At 58.3% G+C, this 23,960-nt stretch carries 22 protein-coding genes and 1 tRNA gene; 15 read left to right on the forward strand and 8 right to left on the reverse strand.

Annotated features, from left to right (window positions below; translation table 11 throughout):
* The first annotated feature begins 174 nt into the window (after positions 1-174).
* Together ACQ4OE_RS19100 and ACQ4OE_RS19105 are read left to right on the forward strand one after the other, a co-directional pair.
* Entirely contained in the window at positions 175-1,224 is a 1,050-nt protein-coding gene (locus ACQ4OE_RS19100; protein ID WP_430947549.1) for an HlyD family secretion protein, read from the forward strand.
* Positions 1,214-2,764 (forward strand): MDR family MFS transporter, encoded by a 1,551-nt coding sequence (locus ACQ4OE_RS19105; RefSeq protein ID WP_122592479.1) that lies wholly within the window; start codon positions 1,214-1,216, stop codon positions 2,762-2,764. The genes ACQ4OE_RS19100 and ACQ4OE_RS19105 overlap by 11 nt, the downstream gene beginning before the upstream one ends.
* A 116-nt stretch (positions 2,765-2,880) precedes the next feature.
* Here ACQ4OE_RS19105 and uvrB read toward each other — a convergent pair whose 3' ends face one another.
* A complete protein-coding gene (gene uvrB / locus ACQ4OE_RS19110; RefSeq protein WP_159812935.1) occupies positions 2,881-4,896 on the reverse strand; it encodes an excinuclease ABC subunit UvrB in 2,016 nt (671 codons plus the stop codon).
* A 337-nt stretch (positions 4,897-5,233) separates the two neighbouring features.
* Here uvrB and ACQ4OE_RS19115 point away from each other — a divergent pair, with 337 nt between their 5' ends.
* Together ACQ4OE_RS19115 and ACQ4OE_RS19120 are read left to right on the forward strand one after the other, a co-directional pair.
* A complete protein-coding gene (locus tag ACQ4OE_RS19115; RefSeq protein WP_038363598.1) occupies positions 5,234-6,430 on the forward strand; it encodes an amino acid aminotransferase in 1,197 nt (398 codons plus the stop codon).
* 143 nt (positions 6,431-6,573) lie between these two features.
* On the forward strand, positions 6,574-6,774 hold the full coding sequence (locus ACQ4OE_RS19120) for a hypothetical protein (protein WP_016983541.1): 201 nt from the start codon (positions 6,574-6,576) through the stop codon (positions 6,772-6,774).
* Here the strand turns inward: ACQ4OE_RS19120 and ACQ4OE_RS19125 are convergent.
* Positions 6,771-7,001, reverse strand: a complete 231-nt coding sequence (locus tag ACQ4OE_RS19125) for a hypothetical protein (RefSeq protein WP_122592483.1) — start codon at positions 6,999-7,001, stop codon at positions 6,771-6,773. The genes ACQ4OE_RS19120 and ACQ4OE_RS19125 overlap by 4 nt on opposite strands.
* Before the next feature lie 231 nt (positions 7,002-7,232).
* Between ACQ4OE_RS19125 and ACQ4OE_RS19130 the strand changes: the two genes are divergently transcribed.
* The 7 genes from ACQ4OE_RS19130 to ACQ4OE_RS19160 all read left to right on the forward strand — a co-directional run bounded on the left by ACQ4OE_RS19130 (position 7,233) and on the right by ACQ4OE_RS19160 (position 12,235).
* Positions 7,233-7,308 (forward strand) — tRNA-Asn (locus ACQ4OE_RS19130).
* A 450-nt stretch (positions 7,309-7,758) separates the two neighbouring features.
* A complete protein-coding gene (locus tag ACQ4OE_RS19135) occupies positions 7,759-7,953 on the forward strand; it encodes a hypothetical protein (protein ID WP_122592484.1) in 195 nt (64 codons plus the stop codon).
* A gap of 51 nt (positions 7,954-8,004) precedes the next feature.
* Positions 8,005-9,486: a radical SAM protein gene (locus ACQ4OE_RS19140; RefSeq protein ID WP_430947550.1), complete on the forward strand. Its 1,482-nt coding sequence runs from the start codon at positions 8,005-8,007 to the stop codon at positions 9,484-9,486.
* A 13-nt stretch (positions 9,487-9,499) separates the two neighbouring features.
* A complete protein-coding gene (locus ACQ4OE_RS19145; RefSeq protein ID WP_430947551.1) occupies positions 9,500-10,222 on the forward strand; it encodes a 2OG-Fe dioxygenase family protein in 723 nt (240 codons plus the stop codon).
* Positions 10,223-10,244: 22 nt separating this feature from the next.
* Entirely contained in the window at positions 10,245-10,946 is a 702-nt protein-coding gene (locus ACQ4OE_RS19150) for an AzlC family ABC transporter permease (RefSeq protein ID WP_430947552.1), read from the forward strand.
* Positions 10,943-11,266, forward strand: coding sequence for a hypothetical protein (locus tag ACQ4OE_RS19155; RefSeq protein ID WP_430947553.1), 324 nt, complete (start codon positions 10,943-10,945; stop codon positions 11,264-11,266). The genes ACQ4OE_RS19150 and ACQ4OE_RS19155 overlap by 4 nt, the downstream gene beginning before the upstream one ends.
* A gap of 24 nt (positions 11,267-11,290) precedes the next feature.
* Positions 11,291-12,235: a TauD/TfdA family dioxygenase gene (locus ACQ4OE_RS19160; protein ID WP_430947554.1), complete on the forward strand. Its 945-nt coding sequence runs from the start codon at positions 11,291-11,293 to the stop codon at positions 12,233-12,235.
* A gap of 73 nt (positions 12,236-12,308) precedes the next feature.
* On the opposite strand, the gene ACQ4OE_RS19165 is transcribed toward ACQ4OE_RS19160, so the two are convergent.
* Positions 12,309-13,832 (reverse strand): nucleobase:cation symporter-2 family protein, encoded by a 1,524-nt coding sequence (locus ACQ4OE_RS19165; RefSeq protein WP_122592490.1) that lies wholly within the window; start codon positions 13,830-13,832, stop codon positions 12,309-12,311.
* Between the two features lie 254 nt (positions 13,833-14,086).
* Between ACQ4OE_RS19165 and ACQ4OE_RS19170 the strand changes: the two genes are divergently transcribed.
* Both ACQ4OE_RS19170 and ACQ4OE_RS19175 read left to right on the forward strand, forming a co-directional pair.
* The gene (locus ACQ4OE_RS19170; RefSeq protein ID WP_122592491.1) at positions 14,087-14,371 is read left to right on the forward strand and encodes a BrnT family toxin; all 285 of its coding nucleotides are present in this window, start codon (positions 14,087-14,089) and stop codon (positions 14,369-14,371) included.
* Between the two features lie 3 nt (positions 14,372-14,374).
* The gene (locus tag ACQ4OE_RS19175) at positions 14,375-14,698 is read left to right on the forward strand and encodes a BrnA antitoxin family protein (RefSeq protein WP_122592492.1); all 324 of its coding nucleotides are present in this window, start codon (positions 14,375-14,377) and stop codon (positions 14,696-14,698) included.
* A gap of 2 nt (positions 14,699-14,700) precedes the next feature.
* Here ACQ4OE_RS19175 and ACQ4OE_RS19180 read toward each other — a convergent pair whose 3' ends face one another.
* Entirely contained in the window at positions 14,701-15,528 is an 828-nt protein-coding gene (locus ACQ4OE_RS19180) for an arylamine N-acetyltransferase family protein (RefSeq protein WP_430947555.1), read from the reverse strand.
* Positions 15,529-15,629: 101 nt separating this feature from the next.
* The gene (gene xth / locus ACQ4OE_RS19185) at positions 15,630-16,424 is read right to left on the reverse strand and encodes an exodeoxyribonuclease III (RefSeq protein WP_430947556.1); all 795 of its coding nucleotides are present in this window, start codon (positions 16,422-16,424) and stop codon (positions 15,630-15,632) included.
* 129 nt (positions 16,425-16,553) lie between these two features.
* Between xth and ACQ4OE_RS19190 the strand changes: the two genes are divergently transcribed.
* On the forward strand, positions 16,554-17,135 hold the full coding sequence (locus tag ACQ4OE_RS19190) for a GNAT family N-acetyltransferase (protein ID WP_430947557.1): 582 nt from the start codon (positions 16,554-16,556) through the stop codon (positions 17,133-17,135).
* Between the two features lie 3 nt (positions 17,136-17,138).
* On the opposite strand, the gene ACQ4OE_RS19195 is transcribed toward ACQ4OE_RS19190, so the two are convergent.
* Both ACQ4OE_RS19195 and ACQ4OE_RS19200 read right to left on the reverse strand, forming a co-directional pair.
* Positions 17,139-18,581 carry a mechanosensitive ion channel domain-containing protein gene (locus ACQ4OE_RS19195; RefSeq protein ID WP_430947558.1) on the reverse strand — a complete coding sequence of 481 codons (1,443 nt, stop codon included), beginning with the start codon at positions 18,579-18,581 and terminating at the stop codon, positions 17,139-17,141.
* A gap of 152 nt (positions 18,582-18,733) precedes the next feature.
* Complete coding sequence (locus ACQ4OE_RS19200; RefSeq protein WP_430947559.1) at positions 18,734-19,600, reverse strand: pirin family protein; 867 nt, start codon at positions 19,598-19,600, stop codon at positions 18,734-18,736.
* Between the two features lie 328 nt (positions 19,601-19,928).
* On the opposite strand from ACQ4OE_RS19200, the gene dkgB reads away from it, so the two are divergent.
* Positions 19,929-20,732: a 2,5-didehydrogluconate reductase DkgB gene (gene dkgB, locus ACQ4OE_RS19205; RefSeq protein ID WP_430947560.1), complete on the forward strand. Its 804-nt coding sequence runs from the start codon at positions 19,929-19,931 to the stop codon at positions 20,730-20,732.
* A 4-nt stretch (positions 20,733-20,736) separates the two neighbouring features.
* Here the strand turns inward: dkgB and ACQ4OE_RS19210 are convergent, their stop codons facing one another.
* On the reverse strand, positions 20,737-23,955 hold the full coding sequence (locus ACQ4OE_RS19210) for a transporter substrate-binding domain-containing protein (RefSeq protein WP_430947561.1): 3,219 nt from the start codon (positions 23,953-23,955) through the stop codon (positions 20,737-20,739).
* Positions 23,956-23,960 lie beyond the last annotated feature (5 nt).

Below are 23,960 nucleotides of genomic sequence, written 5' to 3' on the forward strand. Positions count from 1 at the left end.
GCGACACCCGCCCCGCTCCAGCAGGCAGGGCATTTAAGCCAAGTTTGCGTCTGTAACGCCCGTACGCCGTGGTGAATGGGCAAATATCAACGCTTGGCATTTACCGTTTATCGGCTGTATGCGAGATTCACCGGCTGATAACTTTCCTTACAATTCCTCGACTACAGTTTGCCCATGCCTGCCCAACTCAAGCGTCGCCTGTTTATATTTCTGCTGCTCGTCCTGCTGATTGCCGGGGGCTTTTTTGCTCACTGGTTTTTCAAGGGACGCTTTTATGAAAGCACCGACAACGCCTATGTCCAGGGCGAAATCACCCGTGTGTCGAGCCAATTGAGCGCGCGCATCGATGAAGTGCTGGTGCAAGACAATCAGCACGTGGAAAAAGGCCAATTGCTGGTGCGCCTCGAGCCGAATGATTTCCGCCTGGCCATTGACCGCGCCAATGCCGCCCTCGCCACCCGCGAAGCCGAACGCCTGCAAGCACAGAGCAAACTGACCCAGCAATCGAGCCTGATCGCCGCCAGCGATGCGCAAGTGGCGACCACCCAAGCGACACTCGGTCGTTCACAGATGGATTTGTCCCGCGCAGAAACCCTGCGCAAACCCGGTTACGTGTCCGAAGAACGCGTGACCACCCTCTCCGCCGACACCCACATTGCCCGTTCGCAAGTGGCCAAAGCGCAAGCCGACGCGCAAGGCCAGCGTCAGCAAGTCAACGCCCTGAACGCCGAAATCAAACGCCTCGACGCGCAGATTGCCAACGCTCGCGCCGATCTCGCGCAAGCCGAACTCAACCTGACCCGCAGCGAAATCCACGCGCCGATCAGCGGCCTCGTCGGCCAGCGCGCCGCCCGCAACGGCCAGGTGGTGCAGGCTGGCGCCTATCTGCTGTCGATCGTTCCGGACGAAGACATCTGGGTGCAGGCCAACTTCAAGGAAACCCAGATCGGCCACATGCAACCCGGCCAGAAAGCCGAGCTGACCTTCGATGCTTATGGCGACACGCCGATTGAAGCGCGGGTCGATAGCCTGTTTGCCGCGTCCGGCGCCCAGTTCAGCCTGCTGCCGCCAGATAACGCTACCGGCAACTTCACCAAAGTCGTGCAACGAATTCCGGTGAAACTCACCTTCAAGGCCGACAACCCGCTGCACGGCAAAATCCGTCCGGGCATGTCGGTCACCGCGACTGTGAACATCAAAGACGCCCCAGCAGATGGCCGGTGATTCGCTGATCCGCCCAGTCGGCGAACCGACCCGGAGGGACTGGATTGCGGTAATGAGCGTGATGCTCGGGGCCTTTATGGCGGTGCTGGATATCCAGATCACCAACTCGTCGCTGAAAGATATTCAGGGTGCGTTGTCGGCAACGCTGGAAGAAGGCTCGTGGATTTCCACGTCGTATCTGGTCGCGGAAATCATCATGATTCCGCTGACCGCGTGGCTGGTGCAACTTCTTTCCGCGCGGCGTTTGGCGGTGTGGGTGTCGCTGGGCTTTCTGGTTTCGTCGTTGCTGTGCTCGATGGCCTGGAGCCTGGAGAGCATGATCGTCTTTCGCGCCATGCAGGGTTTCACGGGCGGCGCGCTGATCCCGCTGGCGTTCACCCTGACCCTGATCAAACTCCCCGAACACCACCGCGCCAAAGGCATGGCGATGTTCGCCATGACCGCTACATTCGCGCCGTCAATTGGCCCGACGCTGGGCGGCTGGCTCACGGAGAACTGGGGTTGGGAATACATTTTCTACATCAACATTCCGCCGGGGCTGATCATGATCGCCGGGTTGATGTATGGGCTGGAAAAGAAAGAAGCGCACTGGGAATTGCTGAAAAGCACCGACTACACCGGCATCCTCACGCTGGGGATCGGCCTCGGGTGCTTGCAGGTTTTTCTGGAAGAAGGGCATCGCAAGGACTGGCTGGAATCGAGCCTGATCGTGACGCTGGGCAGCATTGCGCTGGTGAGTTTGATCACCTTTGTGATCGTGCAGATATCCAAACCGAATCCGCTGATCAACCTTGGCATCCTGCGCAATCGCAACTTCGGTCTGTCGAGTATTTCCAGTCTGGGCATGGGCGTCGGGCTGTACGGCTCGATCTATCTATTGCCTTTGTATCTGGCGCAGATTCAGAACTACAACGCCCTGCAGATTGGCGAAGTCATCATGTGGATGGGCGTGCCGCAGCTGTTTCTGATTCCGCTGGTGCCGAAGCTGATGAAGATCATTTCGCCGAAATGGCTCTGTACGCTTGGGTTTGGCTTGTTCGGTTTGGCGAGTTTTTCATCGGGGGTGCTCAACCCGGATTTTGCCGGGCCGCAGTTCAATCAGATTCAGATCATCCGCGCACTCGGCCAGCCGCTGATCATGGTCACCATTTCGCTGATTGCCACGGCGTACATCCTGCCGCAGGACGCGGGGTCGGCGTCGAGCCTGTTCAACATTCTGCGCAACCTTGGCGGTGCGATCGGGATTGCACTGCTGGCGACGCTGTTGGATGCGCGCACCAAAACTTACTTCGATTATTTGCGTGAGTCGGTGGTGCCGACCAATCCACAGGTGGCCGAGCGCCTGGCATCGATGACGGACCGGTTTGGCAGTGACACGGCGGCGCTGGGCAAGTTGAGTGAGATCGTCCATCAGCAAGCGGCGATCATGGCTTACAACGATGCGTTTCACTTTGTCGGGATTGCGTTGGGGGTGAGCATGCTGGCGATATTGCTGACCAAGAAATTGCCGCAAGGGCTGAAGGCTGGGGAGTCTCACTAGCTGCGACTGATCGTTCCCATGCTCCGCGTGGGAACGACTCCGGTGACGCTCTGCGTCACAGCGGACGCGGAGCGTCCGAGGCTGCATTCCCACGCAGAGCGTGGGAACGATCATCCTTACACAGCCAATAGCCGCTCACGCAACTTGGCAATCTCATCGCGCATCTGCGCCGCCGCTTCAAACTCCAGATCCCGCGCCAGCTGATACATCTTCTCTTCCAGCGCGCGAATGCGTTTGGTGATCTCGCTCGGCGAGCGCAATTCGGCTTCGTACTTGGCGCTCTCTTCGGCAGCCTTGGCCATGCCTTTGCGCTTCTTGCTGCGCGAGCCCGGCACGGTGGCGCCTTCCATGATGTCGGCGACGTCCTTGAACACGCCTTTCGGGGTAATGCCGTTTTCCAGGTTGAAGGCGATTTGCTTGTCGCGACGACGCTCGGTCTCGCCAATCGCCCGCTCCATCGAACCGGTCATACGGTCCGCATACAGAATCGCCCGGCCATTAAGGTTACGCGCCGCACGGCCGATGGTCTGGATCAACGACCGTTCGGAGCGCAGGAAGCCCTCTTTATCCGCATCAAGAATCGCCACCAGCGACACTTCCGGCATGTCCAGGCCTTCGCGCAGAAGGTTGATGCCGACCAGCACATCAAAAGTGCCGAGACGCAGATCGCGGATGATTTCGACGCGCTCGACCGTGTCGATGTCCGAGTGCAGGTAACGTACGCGCACGCCGTGGTCAGCGAGGTAATCGGTCAAATCTTCAGCCATACGCTTGGTCAGCGTGGTGACCAGCACGCGCTCCTCGATGGCCACGCGCTTGGAGATTTCCGACAGCAGATCGTCGACCTGGGTCAGCGCTGGTCGCACTTCAATCTGCGGATCGACCAGCCCGGTCGGACGCACCAGTTGCTCGACCACACGCCCAGCGTGCTCGGCTTCGTAGTTGCCCGGCGTCGCCGAAACGAAAATGGTCTGCGGGCTCACCCCTTCCCACTCATCAAAACGCATTGGCCGGTTATCCAGCGCTGACGGCAGACGGAAGCCATACTCGACGAGGGTTTCCTTCCGCGAACGGTCGCCCTTATACATTGCGCCGACCTGCGGCACGCTGACGTGGGATTCGTCGATCACCAGCAAGGCATCCGCCGGCAGGTAATCGTAGAGCGTTGGCGGCGCCGCACCGGCCGGACGCCCGGACAGGTAGCGCGAGTAGTTTTCGATGCCGTTGCAATAACCTAGTTCGAGGATCATTTCCAGGTCGAAACGCGTGCGCTGTTCGAGGCGCTGGGCCTCGACCAGTTTGTTGTTGCTGCGCAGGTATTCAAGGCGTTCCTGCAATTCGACTTTGATGTGTTCGATAGCGTCGAGCAGGGTTTCCCGTGGCGTCACATAGTGGCTCTTCGGGTAAAACGTAAAGCGCGGCATCTTGCGAATGACTTCGCCGGTCAGCGGGTCGAACGCGGAAATGCTCTCGACTTCGTCATCGAACAGCTCGATGCGGATCGCTTCCAGATCGGATTCCGCCGGGTAAATGTCGATCACATCGCCACGGACGCGGAAAGTCGCACGGGCAAAATCCATGTCGTTGCGGGTGTATTGCAGATCGGCCAGGCGCCGCAGCAATGCACGCTGGTCGAGCTTATCGCCGCGATCGACGTGCAAGACCATCTTCAAATAGGTTTCCGGACTGCCGAGACCGTAGATGCAAGACACCGTGGTGACGATGATCGCGTCTTTTCGCTCCAGCAACGCTTTGGTCGCGGACAGGCGCATTTGCTCGATGTGGTCGTTGATCGACGCATCCTTCTCGATGAAGGTGTCAGACGACGGCACATACGCTTCCGGCTGATAGTAGTCGTAGTAGGAAACGAAATATTCGACGGCGTTGTTCGGGAAAAACGCCTTGAACTCACCGTACAACTGCGCGGCGAGAGTTTTGTTCGGCGCCAGCACCAGCGTCGGACGCTGAATCTGCGAGATGACATTGGCGATGCTGAACGTCTTGCCCGAGCCGGTCACACCGAGCAGCGTCTGGTGCGCCAGCCCGGCTTCGATGCCCTCCACCAATTGGCGAATGGCTTCCGGCTGGTCGCCGGCGGGCTCGAAGCGGGTGACGAGCTGGAATTCGGACATATACACCTCTGGGATCGCGGCGTTCCGAGCAAAGCGGAACACCACGGGGACGACCGCAAACGACCGGTGTCGCGCAAGAAAAAACCTGGATTGTGCTCAATGTGGTGGCGATTGCCTCTGCTTTCAAGGCAAACGTCCTACATCCGGTAAAGTCTCTGACACGACCAATCGACTAACGGTCAAGAAATAAACGCAAAAACTTACCTGAAAAGCCGAATCGCCTGTCGCCATTGCTCGCAGATGGCCTCTATACTAGCTCCCCGTTTGTGCACCGCTCTAGTGCATTCGGCTGGAGCGCGACACGTCCCTCCACACTCCATTCAGAGCCGCCGTAATAATGAGCCTGTTCTCCGCTGTCGAAATGGCACCCCGCGATCCAATCCTGGGCCTCAACGAAGCATTCAACGCCGATACCCGGACCACCAAGGTCAACTTGGGCGTTGGCGTGTACTGCAACGAAGAGGGGCGAATTCCACTTCTGCGCGCCGTTATTGAAGCCGAGACGATTCGCGTCGCTCAACACGCTTCTCGCGGTTATCTGCCGATCGATGGCATCGCTGCCTACGACCAGGCCGTGCAAAAGCTGCTGTTCGGCAACGACTCGCCGCTGATCAGCGCCGGTCGCGTCATCACCACTCAGGCCGTCGGCGGGACCGGCGCACTGAAAATCGGTGCCGACTTCCTCAAGCAACTGCTGCCGAACGCCGTCGTGGCGATCAGCGACCCGAGCTGGGAAAACCATCGCGCGCTGTTCGAAACCGCCGGTTTCCCGGTACAGAACTACCGCTACTACGACGCCGCCACCCACGATGTGAATCGTGCCGGCATGCTCGAAGACCTCAACGCCTTGCCGAACGGCTCGATCGTTATCCTCCACGCTTGCTGCCACAACCCGACCGGCGTCGACCTGACCCCGGCGGACTGGAACAACGTGCTGGAAGTGGTTAAAGCCAAAGGTCACGTGCCGTTCCTCGACATGGCTTACCAGGGTTTCGGCGACGGTATCGACGAAGACGCCGCAGCCGTGCGTCTGTTCGCTGAATCTGGTCTGACCTTCTTCGTATCGAGTTCTTTCTCCAAGTCGTTCTCGCTGTATGGCGAACGCGTTGGTGCGCTGTCGATCATCAGCGAATCGAAAGAAGAAAGCGCGCGCGTACTGTCGCAAGTCAAACGCGTGATCCGCACCAACTACTCCAACCCGCCGACCCACGGTGCGAGCATCGTCGCCGCTGTGTTGAACAGCCCGGAACTGCGTGCGCAGTGGGAAGCCGAGCTGGCCGAAATGCGTCTGCGCATTCGCGGCATGCGTGAGCAGATGGTTGCCCTGCTGGCCGAGAAAGCACCGGGCCGCGACTTCAGCTTCGTCGGTCGTCAGCGCGGCATGTTCTCTTACTCGGGCCTGACCACTGAACAAGTGCATCGCTTGCGTAACGAGTTCGGCATCTACGCACTGGATACCGGCCGCATCTGCGTCGCAGCGCTGAACCAGAGCAACATCAAGGCTGTGACGGATGCGATCGTTCAGGTCATCTGATTTCGCCGCGTAATGAAAAAACGGGAAGCCTTGGGGCTTCCCGTTTTTTATTTGTCCCGAAAGACTCTCCACACCCTCTAGACTGCACACAAATCAAAACCTACAGGGTTTTGTATACATCAGCGAATCTTGTGAGAACAGATATGAAGAACGACAACCTGCGCGCCGACCGTGACGATCTGGATGATTTCATCCCCCGCGCATCGGCCAAACGCGAAAAAAGCCTGGTGCTGCAAGTAGCGGCCGGGGTGTTTCTCGGCGGCCTGGCCCTATGGCTGGTGCAATTGGCGGCCACCGCGGCCTACGCCAAGCTGATGCTCGGCACGATTACCTTCGGCAGTTAAGCCAGTTCGGTCGCACGCTGAGCGGCCGCATCGTCATAAACGACGTACAGCGATTCGGCGACCTGGCTTTTGATCGCCTTGGCGCTCTCCAGGCCCAGGACGAAACCTTCGGCCTTGCCGCCTGCGCGGTTCAATTCTTCGGCAGTGCTGGCCTGGGTGATTGCCTCAAAGAGTTTTTCGGCATGCGGCCCTACCCCTTTAGGCAGGCTGATTTGCGTGGTGCTCATGCGAATACCTCGTTGTTACGGGCAGAGTGACGGGCGGAATCTTTCATGGCGCGTACCTTATCGGCGAATGGCCGGCAGCGCGTGTGACCACTTCCGGGCGGCCATGGTAGACCTCTCTGGCAGTTCTGGTAATCGCCAATCGCTGACAAATCACCGTCCGTCCAGATGAATTGCGGTTTTTTACACCCCACGCTTGACTTCTCTTTTTGAATCAGTAACATACGCACCAATTCCGCAATAGCTCAGTTGGTAGAGCAAATGACTGTTAATCATTGGGTCCCTGGTTCGAGTCCAGGTTGTGGAGCCAAATAAAGATTCAGAAAATGCTTCAAGCTTCTTTGAATCGTAAAAAACCGCCTACGGGCGGTTTTTTTTCGTCTGGACTTTTCCCCATCGCACTATCACCAACTCGACCTCACACAAGAATGATTCTTAAAAACATTCACAAGGAATCAAACACGGGTGGTGAAACCTCGTGCCCACTTTATGAAAATCTCCCGGTCGGAGATTGACATTCAGTTTCCGCAAACATACTGTAACGCGATAAATGGATTTTCACCGACGCGACCCCTACAACCCATAAAGTTGCATGTCGTCGGTAGCTCTTACTTCGGATGCTAGATCATAAGCCTAGCATTAGCGAATGCCACTATCCGTAGCTTCCCTCGCTACCCGTCTGCGTGATCAAGAATATGCATTCAATATCGGATGCAATATGTGGGTCATCTTCGACCCTTTGACGCAAGAGGAAGTTACTATGGAACAGATTATTTCCCCATTTGCTGGAACTGTTGGCGGTACTGTCGGTGGCACGGTGGGCGGCACCGTCGGTGGAACAGTTGGCGGTACCGTTGGTGGCACAGTAGGTGGAACTGTCGGCGGTACTGTTGGTGGTACTTTCAGCGGTGCATTCAACAAGCACAACAAACTCAAAAATCATTTGACCAAGTGATTTTTTGCGCGCTGCATTTAATGCAGCGCGCTCCTACGGACAGGAGAGTTTATGCACCACAACTATAATATTTCGGCCGACTTGATGAAAGTTGAAGTCGAAAAGCATACTGCTGTATACCACCGTGAATTAGGTGCCTTGTGCTTATTGGATGAGGCTGCTCATGACGTGCTCAATAGCTTCTCGACTGGCCGCCCCATTCCTCAGAAGTGGCTCGACGAAGAAGCAACTTCCAGAGAAATCGAACTGATCCAGCAACTGGTTGCACGGGACTTTCTGATCACAGAAAAGACTCCCATCATTCCAGCGACCAGTGAGATCAGCCGCAAAGTCAACATTATCCAACTCATTCTGGCCAACGCCTGCAACTTCGGCTGCACTTATTGTTTTGAGGGCATTCAGGGCAAAGAAATGTCCGCCGAAGCCGAAATCGCCAAGCTCGACCAGATAAGATTGGTGTCGCTGGACGAAGTCAAAGTCGACCTCAATGATTCGATGTACGCATCGAAAGAACGCTTTGAACATCAGTACGACTCAAAAAATCGCCGGATGAAACCCGCGGATGCCATTCGCTATGTTGAAAATGCGCTGGAAGCCTGCCGTTCCACCGGCGTGAACAGCGTGATGATTCAGTTCTTCGGCGGCGAGCCCCTGCTCAATTGGAAGGCGATTGCAGCTGTGCTGGAGCGATTTGGCAACGGCCAGGCCGACGGCATGCATATCGCCTACTCCACCGTCACCAATGGCTCGCTGATCACTGAAGAAGTTGCCAAAACCTTTGCCAAATACCAGGTCGCGGTTTGCGTCAGCTTTGACTCGCCCACCAGTCCAAGCCGTCCGTTGAAAAACGGCGACGACAGCACCCCGGTGGTCATGCAAGGGCTGCGGATGCTGCAGGCAGAGAACAACCGTGTCGCGATCAATTCGGCCCTGACCTCTTCCACCTGGGAGGAGTTTGATGAGTCCATCGTCGACCTTGCTGTGGAAGTCGGCGCGGGTGAGATCGGCGTGGTCGTGGATTTCGACCCGAGTTTCTATTCCCGCTACGGCGCTGCCAACATCGTTGATCGACTGTGGCGTGTCGTGGAATACGGCAGACAAAGAGGCGTCGTCCTGACCGGCTACTGGCATCAGATCTTTCAGGTCTTGCTCGGCTACGACGCCGTCTCCGAGCGAGGCTTCAAGAACTGCTCAGCCAAAGGCGCGCAATTCAGTATCGAACCCAATGGCTCGGTATTTTCCTGCAAGGCCGGCTCTACGCTCATTGGCTCCATCGAACAAAAAGCCGAGATCCTCAACGAGCCCGCCTATCTGGCGCACGCTCAATTGCGCCGAGAAAACCCCGAATACTGCCGTGGCTGCTCGATCGAAGGCTTCTGCGGTGGACTGTGTCTCGGCCCGTTGGAAAAGAAATATGCCGCGATCGATGTTGTAGAAATTTCGGCGTGTGATTTTTATCGCGGGATTACCCAGAAGCACATCAAGGCGCTCAAGCCGTTCGAAGTTCCAACCTTCAACCTGACTCCCGCTTAACAAGGACAAGAACATGCAAGATGCACTTTCCCGGGTCGTCGAAAACGAAATGCCACAGTTCGCGACCGCAGGTTTCGAGACCATCCACACACCGCCAATGTCCGACGCCGTCATGGCGTCGTTCGACAACATGCCCCGAGACGGGCACAGCCTGAAAAGGCTGCGGGAAATCCGACTCTCGCAGTACCTGACCTACAACGAAGAAGGCCAGTGGTTTTGCGCATTGCTCCCGCGGCGCAAGTACATTCAGTCGGCAGCCCACATCAATCTGCCCGAGGCTGGCGGCGTTTTTCGTCACCGCGAGCAGCTGGAATGCGACCCGGGCCCGCTCATCGCGTCCATCCTGGATCAACTGCCGGTCAGTCGCTCCGAGTTCTTTCACGTCAACGTGAACCAGATTCGCGTCATCGCCAACCACGAGTTCCGTGGTGTCACCGTACCGGAAGGCCCCCATCGCGACGGCCACCAGTACAGCGTTATCGTGGTTGCCAGACGCAGCAACGTGACGGGTGGCGAGACCCAGATCATCGACCCTCAAACCCAGGAAATCGTGCACCGGGAAACCCTCGGCGAGAACATGGCGGTCCTGATTGATGATGAACGCTATATCCATTACGCCACCGATATCGCACCGGCATCTGGAGAAACCGGTTACCGCGATATCTGGGTCGTAGAAATCAACAAATGGCAAAACCGGGCGTATGGCCCGGCCCACGAAGCGCGCGCCAGTCAATAATTGCTTTTCAGGAAATCCCGACATGACATCAGCTTCGGATGTGCAGCCACTGCGTCTTCACACCTCAAAACGCGTCATCCCGACGTGTCTGGCGATATTACCCATAGGCCTTTTGTTTGGCGTGCTCGCCGTGCAGGCAAAGTGGACCGCATCCGAAGTCCTGATCTTCAGTGCGCTGGGTTTCTCCGGAAGCGGCCAGTTCGCGTTACTGCCACTGGCCGACAGCGCCATTGGCTTCTCGACCATGTTGTTCTTGGCGATTGCGATTAACAGCCGTTATATACCGATCGCGTTTTCGACCGCATCAAGACTGCCGAAAAGTGCGGCGCCTCGTGCATTAATGGCGCACTTGTTGGGTGACGAGGCGTTTGCACTGGAGCAATCAACTGACCGGCTTGCCACAGTGGCGGCCATACGCTTCTCCATCTTTGGCACATGGGTTGTTTCGTCAGTCGGCGGAGTATTTTTGGCCAACTTGTTGCCTGATCTATCGCTGATTGAAAACATCAACATTGGCATTCCTGCCAGCCTGGTACTGTTGATTCTGTCCACCCAACAAATAAACCAGCGGCTATTCAAAAGCGATCGCAGCAAAGAGTTGTTCCGCGAAGTCACGCTGTGCGTCAGCATCGCGCTGGCATTCTTTTGGTTGTTAGGCCCGCTATGGTTTTGGTTGCCGAGTATATTATTAATGACCTGGCGATTCGTGAGGATTGGATTATGAATAACAACTTTCATCTTCTTGCAATTGCTGCGCTAGCGTTAACCAGTGTTTTGGTACGCATTATTCCGGTCTTTATAAAAATCAATATAACTGACACTTCCAAAGCCGTTCTGGAACGCGCCTTACCCTGCGCTGTTTTTATCACATTTGCCGTTTATATCTGCGCCACCGAAATACTCAAGAACGTGATTCCGGCGACTGCGGCCATTTTATTTACGCTGCTGCTGGTATTCGCGACAAGAGCAAGTTTGATTACCACCACTCTGCTCGGCTCATTGATTTACATAGCCGTACAACTCGCGCTGAATCACATGACCTGACAATAATAAAATCGAGATCAGATAATGCTCTATAACGACATTCTTGATATCACCCTCACCGATGAAGACCGAGTCGCATTGAGCGACTCCATCGGTTTGCTGCTGGAAACTCCCTTTGATCGCACCTCCAAGACTTACGCTGACGCCGTCCTCAAGTCCGCGTTACCTGTTCAAACCATCCACGACTGCCTGTTCAATTCGCGCCTGCCTTTTTGCATCGTGCGCAATCTTCCCGTCGACACCTTCGGCACCAATGGCAAACCCACTGCCCACGATTTGACCTCAGCCATTCTGGTCGGCATCACGCATGCCATTGGGCTCAATCATTTCGGTTATCCAGAAGAAAAAGACGGAGCCATTTTGCAGGATGTGCACCCGATTGAAGGCTGGGAAGACACGCTGTCGAATGCCGGCAGAATCCTTTTCAACCTGCACGTCGAGAGCCCGTTTCTGCCCCGAGCGGCAAGGCCCGAAGCCGCCGCGCTGATTGCCATCAACAACGACGCACAATCGGCCACCCGAATTGCCATTGTCGAGCAAATCAACCATGCGCTGGCGCCAGAGGTGATCGAAACCTTGTGCCAACCGCTGTTCACCTATCGGCACGACCAGTCATTTGCCGTCAACGGCTACACGCTGGTCTCCCCGCCCTCGCCGTTTCTGAAAACCATCGATGGGTTTGAAGAGTCGCGCTGCGCGATTTTTACCAATGCCTTGAATTCCCAGGCTGAGGCGGCGGTGCACGCGTGGAAACAGAAAGCCGAAGAGACTGCGTTCAACCTCGTTTTGAATCCGGGTGAAATGCTGATTTTCAATAACTATCGTTGCGTCCATGGGCGAGACGCAGTGACGGGGCGACGCTGGTTGAAGCGCGTTTATGGCTCACGAACGCTGGACCTGGCAGACGATGCTGATCTCGTCAGCGTATGGAGCGCAGTGGGTTCACCGTCCACCGACCACGCTTTCTGATCAACGCTAGACGCAATAGAAAAGGGCCGATCAGTCTCGCGACTGATCGGCCCTTTTCTATTCATTGCAACGATCAGACATGCTCGCTGCTCTTGGCATGCGCTTTCGGCGCGCCATGGCCGTGATCGTGGTCATCCGGCTCAATCACCGGCACTTCCTTGCCATCACAGTCATGCAACTTGCCGTCGCTGAAGTAATCGCCTTCACGCAGCGCCGCCAGATCGCGATAACGCAGGGTGCGCTCTTCCGCCGCGGCAAACACCGACTGCTGATCCGAGTTGCCCGCCGTGAAGTGGTTGAACGCCAGGTTCAGCAGGATCGCCATGATCGCCGAAGAGCTGATGCCCGAGTGGAAAATCGTCGCGAACCAGCTCGGGAAGTGATCGTAGAAGTTCGGTGCAGCAATCGGGATCATGCCGAAACCGATCGAGGTCGCGACGATGATCAGGTTGACGTTGTTGCGGTAATCAACCTTCGACAGCGTGCGGATACCGCTGGCCGCTACGGTACCGAACAGCACAATACCAGCGCCGCCGAGTACCGAGGTCGGCACTGCCGCGATGACCCGGCCCATGAACGGCAGCAGGCCGAGAATCACCAGGAACACGCCACCAGTGGCCACCACGTAACGGCTCTTGATCCCGGTCACCGCCACCAGCCCGACGTTCTGGGCGAAAGCGCTCTGGGTGAACGAACCGAAGATCGGCGCAAACATACTTGACAGCATGTCGGCGCGCAGGCCGTTGCCCAGACGCTTGGAGTCGACCTTGGTGCCGATGATTTCACCGACGGCGAGGATGTCCGCCGAGGTTTCCACCAGCGTCACCATGACCACGATGCACATTGACAGGATCGCGGCGAAGTGGAAGGTCGGCATGCCGAAGTGGAACGGCGTCGGGAAGCCGAACATCGGGCCAGTGGTCACGTTGGAGAAGTCGGCCATGCCGAGGAACACTGCCAGCACCGTACCGATCACCATGGCCAACAGGATCGACAGACGCGAGATGGTGGAGCTGCCGACCTTGCTCAGCAACAACACCAACACCAGCGTGACCGCCGCCAGACCGATGTTCTGCATGCTGCCGAAGTCCGGCGCGTGGCTGTTGCCGCCCATGGCCCAGCGAGCGGCCACCGGCATCAGCGTCAGGCCGATGGTAGTGATCACAATACCGGTAACCAATGGAGGGAAGAACTTGGTGATACGCGAGAACACCGGCGTGATCAGCAGGCCGATCAGCGATGCCGCAATGACGGCGCCGAGCACCGACTGGAAGCCGCCCTCCCCGCCGCTGCTGACGATCGCGACCATCGTCGCCACGCCGGAGAACGACACGCCCTGAACCAGCGGCAACTGACAGCCAAAAAACGGCAGACCCAGGGTTTGCAGCAGTGTCGCCAGCCCCCCCGCAAACAATGAAGCAGCAATCAGCAAACCAATGTCCGCCGGCGACAGCCCGGCAGCCTGACCGATGATCAGTGGCACCGCGACAATACCGCCATACATGGTCAGAACATGTTGCAGGCCGTAAGCCATATTCGCGCCGACCCCGAGATTCTCGTCCTCGGGCCGTTGGTGTGAAACATGGGGCGTTTTCATGGTGGGGGGTTCCCTGGTTTTTGTTATGCGCACACTGTATTCAATAGTCGTGACAAATGTCCATAGAGTTGTATACAACTTATCAGTCACAAAATGGTTAGGTAGCCATCCAACCTTCTAGCCTGCGCGTTCCATCCCCCACAAATCCGGCAACACATCCCCTCCGGTGCCGGCGCCTGCCCCCACTACGCTGAAGTGTTCACGGCGACCGACGGTGCAGTCGCGCCCTTTTTTATACATATAAAGTATGCATAATGAAGTCAATTGAAATTCAGTACGACAAAAGCAAGAACGCAGCCAACAAACTCAAGCACAAAGGCGTCAGCCTCGCCGAGACCGAAGCGGTTTTTCACGACGAACGAGCCCTGACGATTGAGGACAACGATCACGATGAACAGCGCTGGGTCACCCTCGGCCTCGATAGCAAGGGACGTTTCCTGGTCGTTGCGTACAGTTACCGCGAAGCGAATGTCGTTCGAATCATTTCTGCACGTGTCGCCACACCGAGCGAACGTTGCGCGTATTTTCTGGAGGCATGACCAATGAAAGACGAATATGACTTTTCCCAAGGCAAACGCGGCGCCGTGGCGTCAAACAAGGGCAAGACCCGAATCACCATCATGCTTGACGATGCAGTGATCGACGCCGCGCGCGCCGTGGCGGAAAACGAAGGTTTCGGCTACCAGACGGTGATCAACAACACGTTGCGCCATGCCCTGCTGGATTCAGACCCGCAAGAACACATCGAGCACTCGGCGCAGTTGAAGAAAGGCATCACCGCCGCCGACCTCAAGAGTCTTGAGAAGCGATTGTCGGCGGCGGCTGGGGAAATCCGTCGGGTACTGGAGCCCGACGCCAAACCTTAGGCTCAGCGCGGAGCAATCACCCGCTCAAGGGAATGCCGTACAGGCGGCTCGTCTGGCAGGTGAATCTCGAACTCCTGCGCCAACAACTCGATCAGTGCCGAGACGTCGGTGATTTCGCGCCGTTCGCTGTCCGCGCCCATGCGATGCATCGCGAAGCTGCCGTTGTTCAGCGTCTTGCGCCAGCCATCGCCGGTACGCGCGGCCATTAGCCGCTGGGTGAACGGTGACCGCGGATGGGTCGAGACGTACCAGTTGCCGATGGTGTAATCGATGTCCTCCTGGCGCTGCAGGTCGAACAGGTACATTGGCCGCCACTCCCCCGCGACACAGGCGCGCAGCATGTAGCCATCCGCCTGCTGTTCGAGGCGGTAAGGTTCGTGCGGGGTGGCTTGCTCGGCTTCGCTGTCGAGCAGCAGCGGCGCGGTCGGCACCATGCCACCGAAGCCGACGTCGGTGATGTAACGCACGCCGTCGAGGGTGACCAGGCTCAAGCGGTGCGTGCGGGCGGTCCACGCGCCTTCAGGTTGATTCATCACCACACGACCGCTGATGCCCCGAGCGTCGAAGCCCAGCTCCCGCAACAGGGCAAAGAACAGATGATTCAACTCATAGCAGTAACCACCGCGCCCACCGAGCAGGACTTTGGCTTCAATGGACGGCAGATCAATCAGCACCGGCGCCCCGGTCACGGTCGCCAGATTCTCGAACGCAAAGGCGCCGGTGTGGCGCAGCTGCAACTGGCGCAAAGTCGCCAGCGTCGGCGCTGGCGGTGCATCAAAACCCAGGCGTTGCAGGTACACCTTCAAATTCGTCAGGCGTGGCTCACTCATTGCTCGATCCTTATGCATGGGGCCGCAGTTCACTGCGTTGATGGTCGCCATGTATACGGGATCAGGCACTGCTTTCGACAATTGATTTCGCCAATCGCCTGCTAGCGTTTCTTGCGCGAGCCGATCCGAATCCAGGTCGGCGCATGGTCACTGGCGTGTGGCTCATTGCGTACCCAGGCGTCGACCCCGGCTTCATGTAAATAAGGGCTGAGCGCCGGATTGAGCAGCAGATGATCGATGCGCAGGCCGGAGTTGGTTTGCCAGTGTTGGCGGAAGTAATCCCAAAACGTGTAGAGACGATCGTCGGGATACAGATGGCGCAGCGAATCGGTCCAGCCTTGATCGAGCAAACGCTGGTAACACTCACGGCTCTCGGGTTGCAGCAGAGCGTCCTTGAGCCAGGAGCGGGTGTTGTAAATGTCCATGTCAGTGGGCACGACGTTGTAATCGCCGGCCAGCACTACCGGGTAATCGCTGCTTTGCAGGTCTTTCGCATAGCTGATCAGCCGCTCGAACCAGGCCAGTTTGTAATCGAACTTCGGCCCCGGTTGCGGGTTGCCGTTAGGCAGGTAGAGACAACCGACCAACACGCCATGCACCGCAGCCTCCAGGTAACGACTGTGCTTGTCGTCAGGATCGCCCGGCAGACCGCGGCGGCTCTCCAACGGTTGCGCATCGCGGGCGAGAATCGCCACGCCGTTCCACGCCGTCTGGCCTTGCCAGATCGCGCCGTACCCGGCGGCCTCCAGTTCGGCAGCGGGAAAAGCACTGTCGACCGATTTGAGTTCCTGCAGGCAGGCGATATCCGGTTGCTCGCGCTTGAGCCAATCCAGCAGGTTCGGCAACCGCGCGCGTAAACCGTTGACGTTATAAGTGGCGATCCGCAGGTTTTTCATTGGCTGAGGCTCCTGCCCAGAGGCTGTGAAAATTGTGACCTCATGAGCGTTGCGCCGGTTGCATCGGATCGCCCGGCTGCGGCGTAATAGGCGCTCGTCCTTTGTCCGCACTGCCGAGACCTGATTGCCATGCAAACCACGCTGCAAGGTCAGCGCATCCTCCTGCGCCCGCTTCAGTATTCAGATGCTGCCGCCCTGCTCCACGCTGCCGCCGACGGCGAGTTGTGGAACCTCACGGTCACCGTCGTGCCTTCGGTCGACACCGTCGACAGCTATTTAAAAAAAGCCCTGGATGGCCGTGACGCTGGCACGGTGATGCCGTTTGTCATCGTTTTAAAAGACACCGGCGAGGTGATCGGCTCAACGCGTTTCTGGAAGATCGACCCGCTCAATCGCAAGCTGGAAATCGGCAGCAGCTGGATCTCAGCGAGCTGGCAGAAATCCTTCGTCAACACCGAAGCCAAGTACCTGATGCTGCGTCACGCCTTCGAAGTACTCGATTGCGTGCGGGTGCAGTTCACGACTCACGAGAACAATCAGAAATCACGCCACGCGATCCTGCGCCTGGGTGCGCAGCAAGAAGGCATCGTCCGGCATGAGCGGATCATGCCGGACGGACGCAAGCGCAACTCGGTGCGGTTCAGCATCATCGACGACGAGTGGCCGCAAGTGCGTCTGCATCTGGAACAGAAACTCGCCGGCTACCGGTAACACTCAGGCGCGGCTGCGCAGCCACTGCAGGAAACCTTTTTTCGGCACCACCACCGGCGCTTCCTCGGTCAGGGATTGCGCCTTGTGCAGACGATAATCGAGCAACGCTTGCATCGCGTCATTGATGTCGTGGCGGGCGTCGAGGCAGGGCTTGAGGTAGGACTTTTCGATGCGATAAAGCACACAGAAGGTCTTCGCCGAAAAGTCCGCCGGCAATGAGGAGTCGGACAGAATCCCCGCCTCGCCGATCACTTCGCCCGGCCCCATGCGCCCGGATTCGAACGGCGTGCCGTGGCGCATGAGGGTCACCGAGACCACGCCGGATTCAATGATGAACAGGTGATCGCTGACCTCGCCGCCCGCCAGAATGATGTCCCCGGCACGAAAGGTTTTCAGGGTCATGTTCTGGCTGAAGGTGTCTTTCTCTTCCTGACGCAATGTCGAGAATATCGGCGAACTGTCGAGCAACGCCCGTGGCCGCGACAGGTTGCTTGGCACGCTGGTCTCATTGCTCGACAGCAGATTGACCCCGGACGCCTGCAAATGCCGAAACGCCAGGTCGAACAACTGATTGCGCACTACGCGCTTCTCACCCATCGAGGCGACGAAACCGCTGATCTCGTACTCCGCCCCGCTATTGCCGGAGCTTTTCAGCGCAACGCTCGGCGCTGGCGAGTCGAGCAATTGCCGACAGCCCTGCATCGCCCGCTCCAATGCCTCGACGACTGAACTGGGCCGCGCATGGGGGCTGACCTGCACACTGACCGCGACGCCGAACATATTGCTCGGCCGACTGAAGTTGATGATCTTGGCCTTGGCCGCCAGCGAGTTGGGAATCACCGCCATGCTGCCCTGACTGGTTTGCAGCCGCGTGGCGCGCCAATCGATGTCGGTGACCCGGCCTTCGGTGCCGTCGATGGAAATCCAGTCATCGAGTTGATAGGGCTTGGTGGTGTTGAGGACGATCCCGGAAAACACATCGCTGAGCGTGCTCTGCAAGGCCAGGCCGACGATGATCGCCAGCGCTCCGGAGGTCGCCAATACACCTTTGACCGGCAGATCCAGCACATAAGCCAGCGCCGCAATGATCGCGATAAGAAAAATCACCGCGCCGAGCAGGTCCTGCAATAGCCGCCCGGTGTGGCCGACCCGTTGCATCATCACCGCGCCGATCAGCACCGTCAGGGTCCGCGCGCCGAACAGCCACCAGCCGATCTGCAACCCGGTCGCCGCCAAATGCAGCGGCACGTTATCGGCCCACGGTGCGGGCTCCATCGGGTTGAGGCCTTCGTTGAACAACAACACGCTGAACAGGGTGAAGATCAGCACGCGCACCAACAGCTTCCACTCGCTGCCATGGGAACTGATCAAACGCCACAGACCGAGATCGAGCAGGATCAGGATCAACGCGCAAAACAACGGGTGTTCGGTCAGCAGAGACAGCATCAAACAACTCCGACGAAGGCCAATCGCGAGAAGATCGCACAGATTGGGCAAGTGTAGGAGCAATTGATTTCAGCGGTAGAACGCCCGCGCAAAAACACGAAAACCCCTGCGGAAGCGAGCTTGCTCCCACAGGGGTTTGTGCTGTGGCCGGGTTAGCCGTGCATCTGGCCGAAGCGGCCGGACTGGAAGTCGGCGAACGCCTGGTGGATTTCCTGCTCGGTGTTCATCACGAACGGGCCGTGGCCGACGATCGGTTCGTCGATCGGCTCGCCGCTGAGCAGTAGCACCACCGCGTCCTGGCTGGCTTCGAGGGTCAGTTGATCGCCGTCACGTTCGAACAGCACCAACTGGCCTACGCTCGCCGATTCCACGCCGTTGATCCGAACCGAACCTTTCAACACCACCAGCGCGGTGTTGCGCCCTTCGTGCAGATCCAGCGTCAGCAGCTTGCCAGCGTTCAGGCGCAGATCCCACACGTCGATCGGCGTGAAGGTGCGCGACGGACCGGTTTGGCCTCCGAACTCACCGGCGATCAAACGCAGGCTGCCGGCATTGTCCTTGAGCGCGATGCTCGGGATGTCGCTGTCGACAATGGTCTGATAGCCCGGCGCGGCCATTTTGTCCTTGGCCGGCAGGTTGACCCACAACTGCACCATCTCCAGTTTGCCGCCGGTTTTGGCGAAGTTTTCCGAGTGAAACTCTTCATGGAGAATGCCGGAAGCGGCGGTCATCCACTGCACGTCGCCCGGGCCGATGACGCCGCCACTGCCGGTCGAATCGCGGTGCTGCACTTCCCCGTCATACACAATCGTCACGGTTTCGAAACCACGGTGCGGATGCTGACCCACGCCACGCCGTTCGGTGGTCGGGGTGAAATCGGCAGGGCCGGCGTGATCGAGCAGCAGGAACGGGCTGATGTGTTTGCCCAGGTTGTCGTAGGAAAACAGCGTGCGAACCGGGAACCCATCGCCGACCCAATGGCCGCGCGGGCTGGTGTAGATACCGATGATGTTTTTCATGGTGGTCTCCAATGGGGTGAGTGACGCAATGGATTCATCATAAATCTGTAGGCATTAATGCACTAGACGGCAAAAACCAGTCTCAGCGTTCTATCTGCAGAACGATGGCGCTTCGCGCATTCGCGAGCAGGCTCGCTCCCACAGTGGATCCCCAGTGTCCTCAAAACCTGTGGGAGCGAGCCTGCTCGCGAAGAGGCCAGCCCAGACAACCCGGAACCCACATAGATTCATGACTTCTGATCAACACTGCTTTGCCCCACCAGCGGTTTTTCCCGAGGAACCAGACGCGGATACTCAGGCCCATTCCCACTACAACCCTGGAGTCTTCATGTCTGTTCCTGCTTTCGGCCTCGGTACCTTTCGCCTGCAAGGCCAAGTGGTCATCGATTCGGTCAGCACCGCCCTTGAACTCGGCTACCGGGTAATCGATACCGCGCAAATCTACGACAACGAAGCCGACGTCGGCCAGGCCATCGCCGCCAGCGGCATCCCGCGAGAAGAACTGTTTATCACCAGCAAGATCTGGGTTGCCAACTTCGCCCAGGATCACCTGATCGCCAGCCTTAAGGAAAGCCTTGAAAAGCTGCAAACCGACTACCTCGACCTGACGCTGATCCACTGGCCGTCGCCAGAAGATCAAGTGCCGGTCGAAGAATTCATGGGCGCTTTGCTGGAGGCCAAGCGTTTGGGCCTGACCCGGCAGATTGGTGTGTCCAACTTCACCATCGACCTGATGCAACAGGCGATCGCCGTGGTCGGCGCAGAGAACATCGCGACCAACCAGATCGAACTGCACCCGTATCTGCAAAACCGTAAAGTGGTCGAGTTCGCCCAGAGCCAGGGCATCCATATCACGTCGTACATGACCCTGGCTTACGGCGAGGTGTTGAAAGATCCGCTGATACAGCAAATCGCCGAGCGCCTGCAAGCCACCCCGGCGCAGGTGACATTGGCCTGGGCCATGCAATCGGGATACGCGGTGATTCCGTCGTCGACCAAGCGCGCTAACCTGCAAAGCAATCTCGGCGCTTGCCGCCTGACGTTGAGCGATGCGGATATGAATCTGATTGCCACGCTGGATCGCGGCCATCGCCTGACCAGCCCCAAAGGCATCGCGCCAGCCTGGGATTGATCGCTCAAGCCTGAAGACGTTGCGCGAGTCCCTGCAGGGCTTCGCGCAATGTGTTGATGGCCGGGTCAACCGCCACGGTGTCGATGGCGCGGCACGCTCGCTCGAGGTCGACGCACGCCGCCACCACCCGCGCCGCGCCGACCATTTGCGCCCCGCCCTTGATGTGATGGGCAAGGTCACGCAAGCCACCGCAATCAGGTTCCTGGCTCAGATCGTCGAGACGCTGCAGATCGTGGTGCAGGCTGTTCAACACTTCGCTGCGCAAGCGATCCATCAGCGCGTGATTATCCCCGGCCATCTGCTCCAGGGTACTGAGGTCGATTTCCGTCAAATCAGGCTCAGCGATCACCTCGATTTCACCTTCACGATGACCGAATCCTTCCAGCGCCTGCTGTAAATCACTCAAGCGAATCGGCTTGAACAGGCAATCGTCCATGCCGGCTTCGAAACAGCGTAAACGCTCCTCAGCCTGCGCATTGGCGGTGAAGCCGAGAATCAAACACGGCGTGCGGTCGCTCGCGGCCTCTTCATCACGAATGGCCCGCGTCAATTCGTAACCATTGCAGCGGGGCATGTTGCAGTCGGTGATCACCCCGTCGAACGGTTGCGCTCTCCAGCGTGCCAGCGCTTGTGCGCCATCCTCGGTGTCGACGGTTCGGTGCCCGAGTTCACTCAATTGCCAGCACAGCAGCAAGCGATTCACCGGATGGTCGTCGACCACCAGGATGCTCAGTGAGCGCGCCGGTACGACGGCGGTTTCAGGCACGACCGGGTTTGGCTCCCGGGCATCCAGCAACGACACATCGAGCCTGACTTCAACCCGCGTTCCCTCCGCTGGCTCGCTGTCGAGCCGTACGGTTCCACCCATCATTTCACAGAGGCTGCGGCTGATTACCAGCCCCAGTCCGGAACCACTGCGAGCGGCTTGAGGATGGTGACCGGCCTGGACGAAGGGGCTGAACAGCCGATGCTGATCCTCATCGCTGATGCCGATGCCGGTGTCCTCAATGATCACGCTGATCGCCAAGCGCTCGGCGCCGCCGGTGGCCACAACAAGTTGCAATCTCACCTCGCCTTCCTCGGTGAACTTGATCGCATTGCTCAGCAGATTCGACAACACTTGCTTGAAGCGCGTCGGATCGATCAGCACGTCGACGTCACTCTGCGCGTCCAGGTCGATTGACCAGATCAAGCGCTTCTGCCGCGCCAAACCTTCGAAGACCCGGCATACCGATAGCACCAACTCGCGCAGATTGGCACGCTCCGGAGCGAGCGAAAGATGCCCCGACTCGATCCGCGAGATGTCGAGAATGTCGCCGATCAACGCCAGCAATTGCTGCCCGGCATTGGAGGCCACCTGAATGGCCAAACGATCAGTCACGCCCTCTTCGGCGCGTTTCAAGGCCAGTTCCAGCATGCCGATCAGCGCATTCATGGGTGTGCGGATTTCATGGCTCATGGTTGCCAAAAATGTGCTCTTGGCCCGATTGGCGTCATCGGCGACATCCTTGGCTTGCTGCAACTGGTGCAACCATTGCTGACGCTGGCGAATCTGCCGGCGCTGAAAACCAATCCACACCAGCGCCAACACCAACAGACTGGCGGCACCGGCAAAACCCAGCAGAATTTCGCGGCGATGACGCAGCCAATAGCTGTCTTCGACGACGACATCATGGCTCCAGCGCTCGACCAACTCGTCCATTTGCTGTGGCGCAATGCTCAGCAGTGCCTTGTTCAGTATCGAGTGCAGAGCGGTGGCCTGTGGCGATGTGGCCAAGGCAATACGCGCCGGTTGATCGCCCACCGTGCCGTAGATACGTAAACGATCGCGGTAATGGCGAGCGATCAGATAACGCGCCACCAGCAATGAACTCACCGTCGCATCGACCTGCCCTTTGGCGATCAGCGCCATACCGGCCGCCGGGCTGGTGACCTCAACCAGACGGATTCCCGGTGCGTTTGCCGACAAATAGGCGCGCAATGGATGCCCGCGATAAATCGCCAGGCGTTTGCCTTGCAGATCGCCGAGCGTGAGCGGTCTTTGCGCCGTGGCCGCCCCGACCAGCACAAACGGGTTATTCAGGTAGGCGCGGGTGAAATGCAGCTCCGCTTCTCGCTCGCTGCTGGGGGTCACCACCGGCAATACATCAATCTCGCCGGCCTTGAGTTGCTCGATCTGGCGATCCAGTGAAGTCCCGCGCACGATCTCGACAGTCAGCCCGCTGCGCTGGCTGATCAGGCTGAGCAGTTGCGCCGACAGCCCGCTGAAACGGCCATCAGCGTCGAAAAACGTCAGCGGCGCAAAATCTTCGATAACCCCGACCCGCACACGCGGATGTTCATCAAGCCACGCCTGCTCGCTGGCACTGAGTTGCACCTGCGACTGCTCGGCCATTTCCGCGTGACCGGCGCTCCAGCGCTGCTCGATACGTTGACGGCGCTCCATGGGAATCGCCGCCAGCGCCTTGTCGACGATAGGCTTGAGACGCGCATCACGGCGCAGCAAGGCAAAACCGAAGGGGTTGGCATCCAGCCCCGCTGGCCCGGCCAGTTGCAGGTCATTGCGATAATTGGTGTTGATCAGGTAATTGGCGCTGATGAAATCGCCCAGATAAACGTCATCCGCACCGAATGCCACGGCACCGAGCGCATCCATCGCTGAAGGATAGCGTTGCACGTCTGCCCCGGGATAAACCCGCTGCACGCTCGACAATGGCAAGTAGTCCTCGACCACGGCGATGCGTTTGCCAACGAGTTCCGCCGGCTGCGGATCATCGACCCGGGTCACCAGCATCGGCTGATCTTCCGCGTAGGCCCTGGACAGAACGATCTCCGGGTCGGCAGTTTCAAATTGGTTGGACGTCCCCAAGAGATCCAACTCGCCATCCTTGAGTGCCGTGATCAAGACTTGCCGGTTGCTGAAGCGTCGGACTTCGATCCTGACGCCGAGCAATTGCCCCAGCAGATCGGCGTAATCGGCCGTCAGACCCTCCAGCTCATGCTGATTACGGGTGATTTCGAACGGCGGATAGTCCGGCCCGGAAACACCCATGCGCAGTACGGGATGTTCGCGCAGCCATTGGCGGTCCTGCTCATCCAGTCGTAGCTGCACGTTTTCCAGAACCGAACGCGTCAGCACGTCGAGGACCTGCGGCGTTTCACTCGCCCCGCAGATCGCGATATAGCTCAGATAGAGCAGGCAGATCCGGTACACCGCGCTCATGCAGA

The organism is Pseudomonas sp. WC2 (assembly GCF_050586545.1).
Classification (GTDB): domain Bacteria; phylum Pseudomonadota; class Gammaproteobacteria; order Pseudomonadales; family Pseudomonadaceae; genus Aquipseudomonas.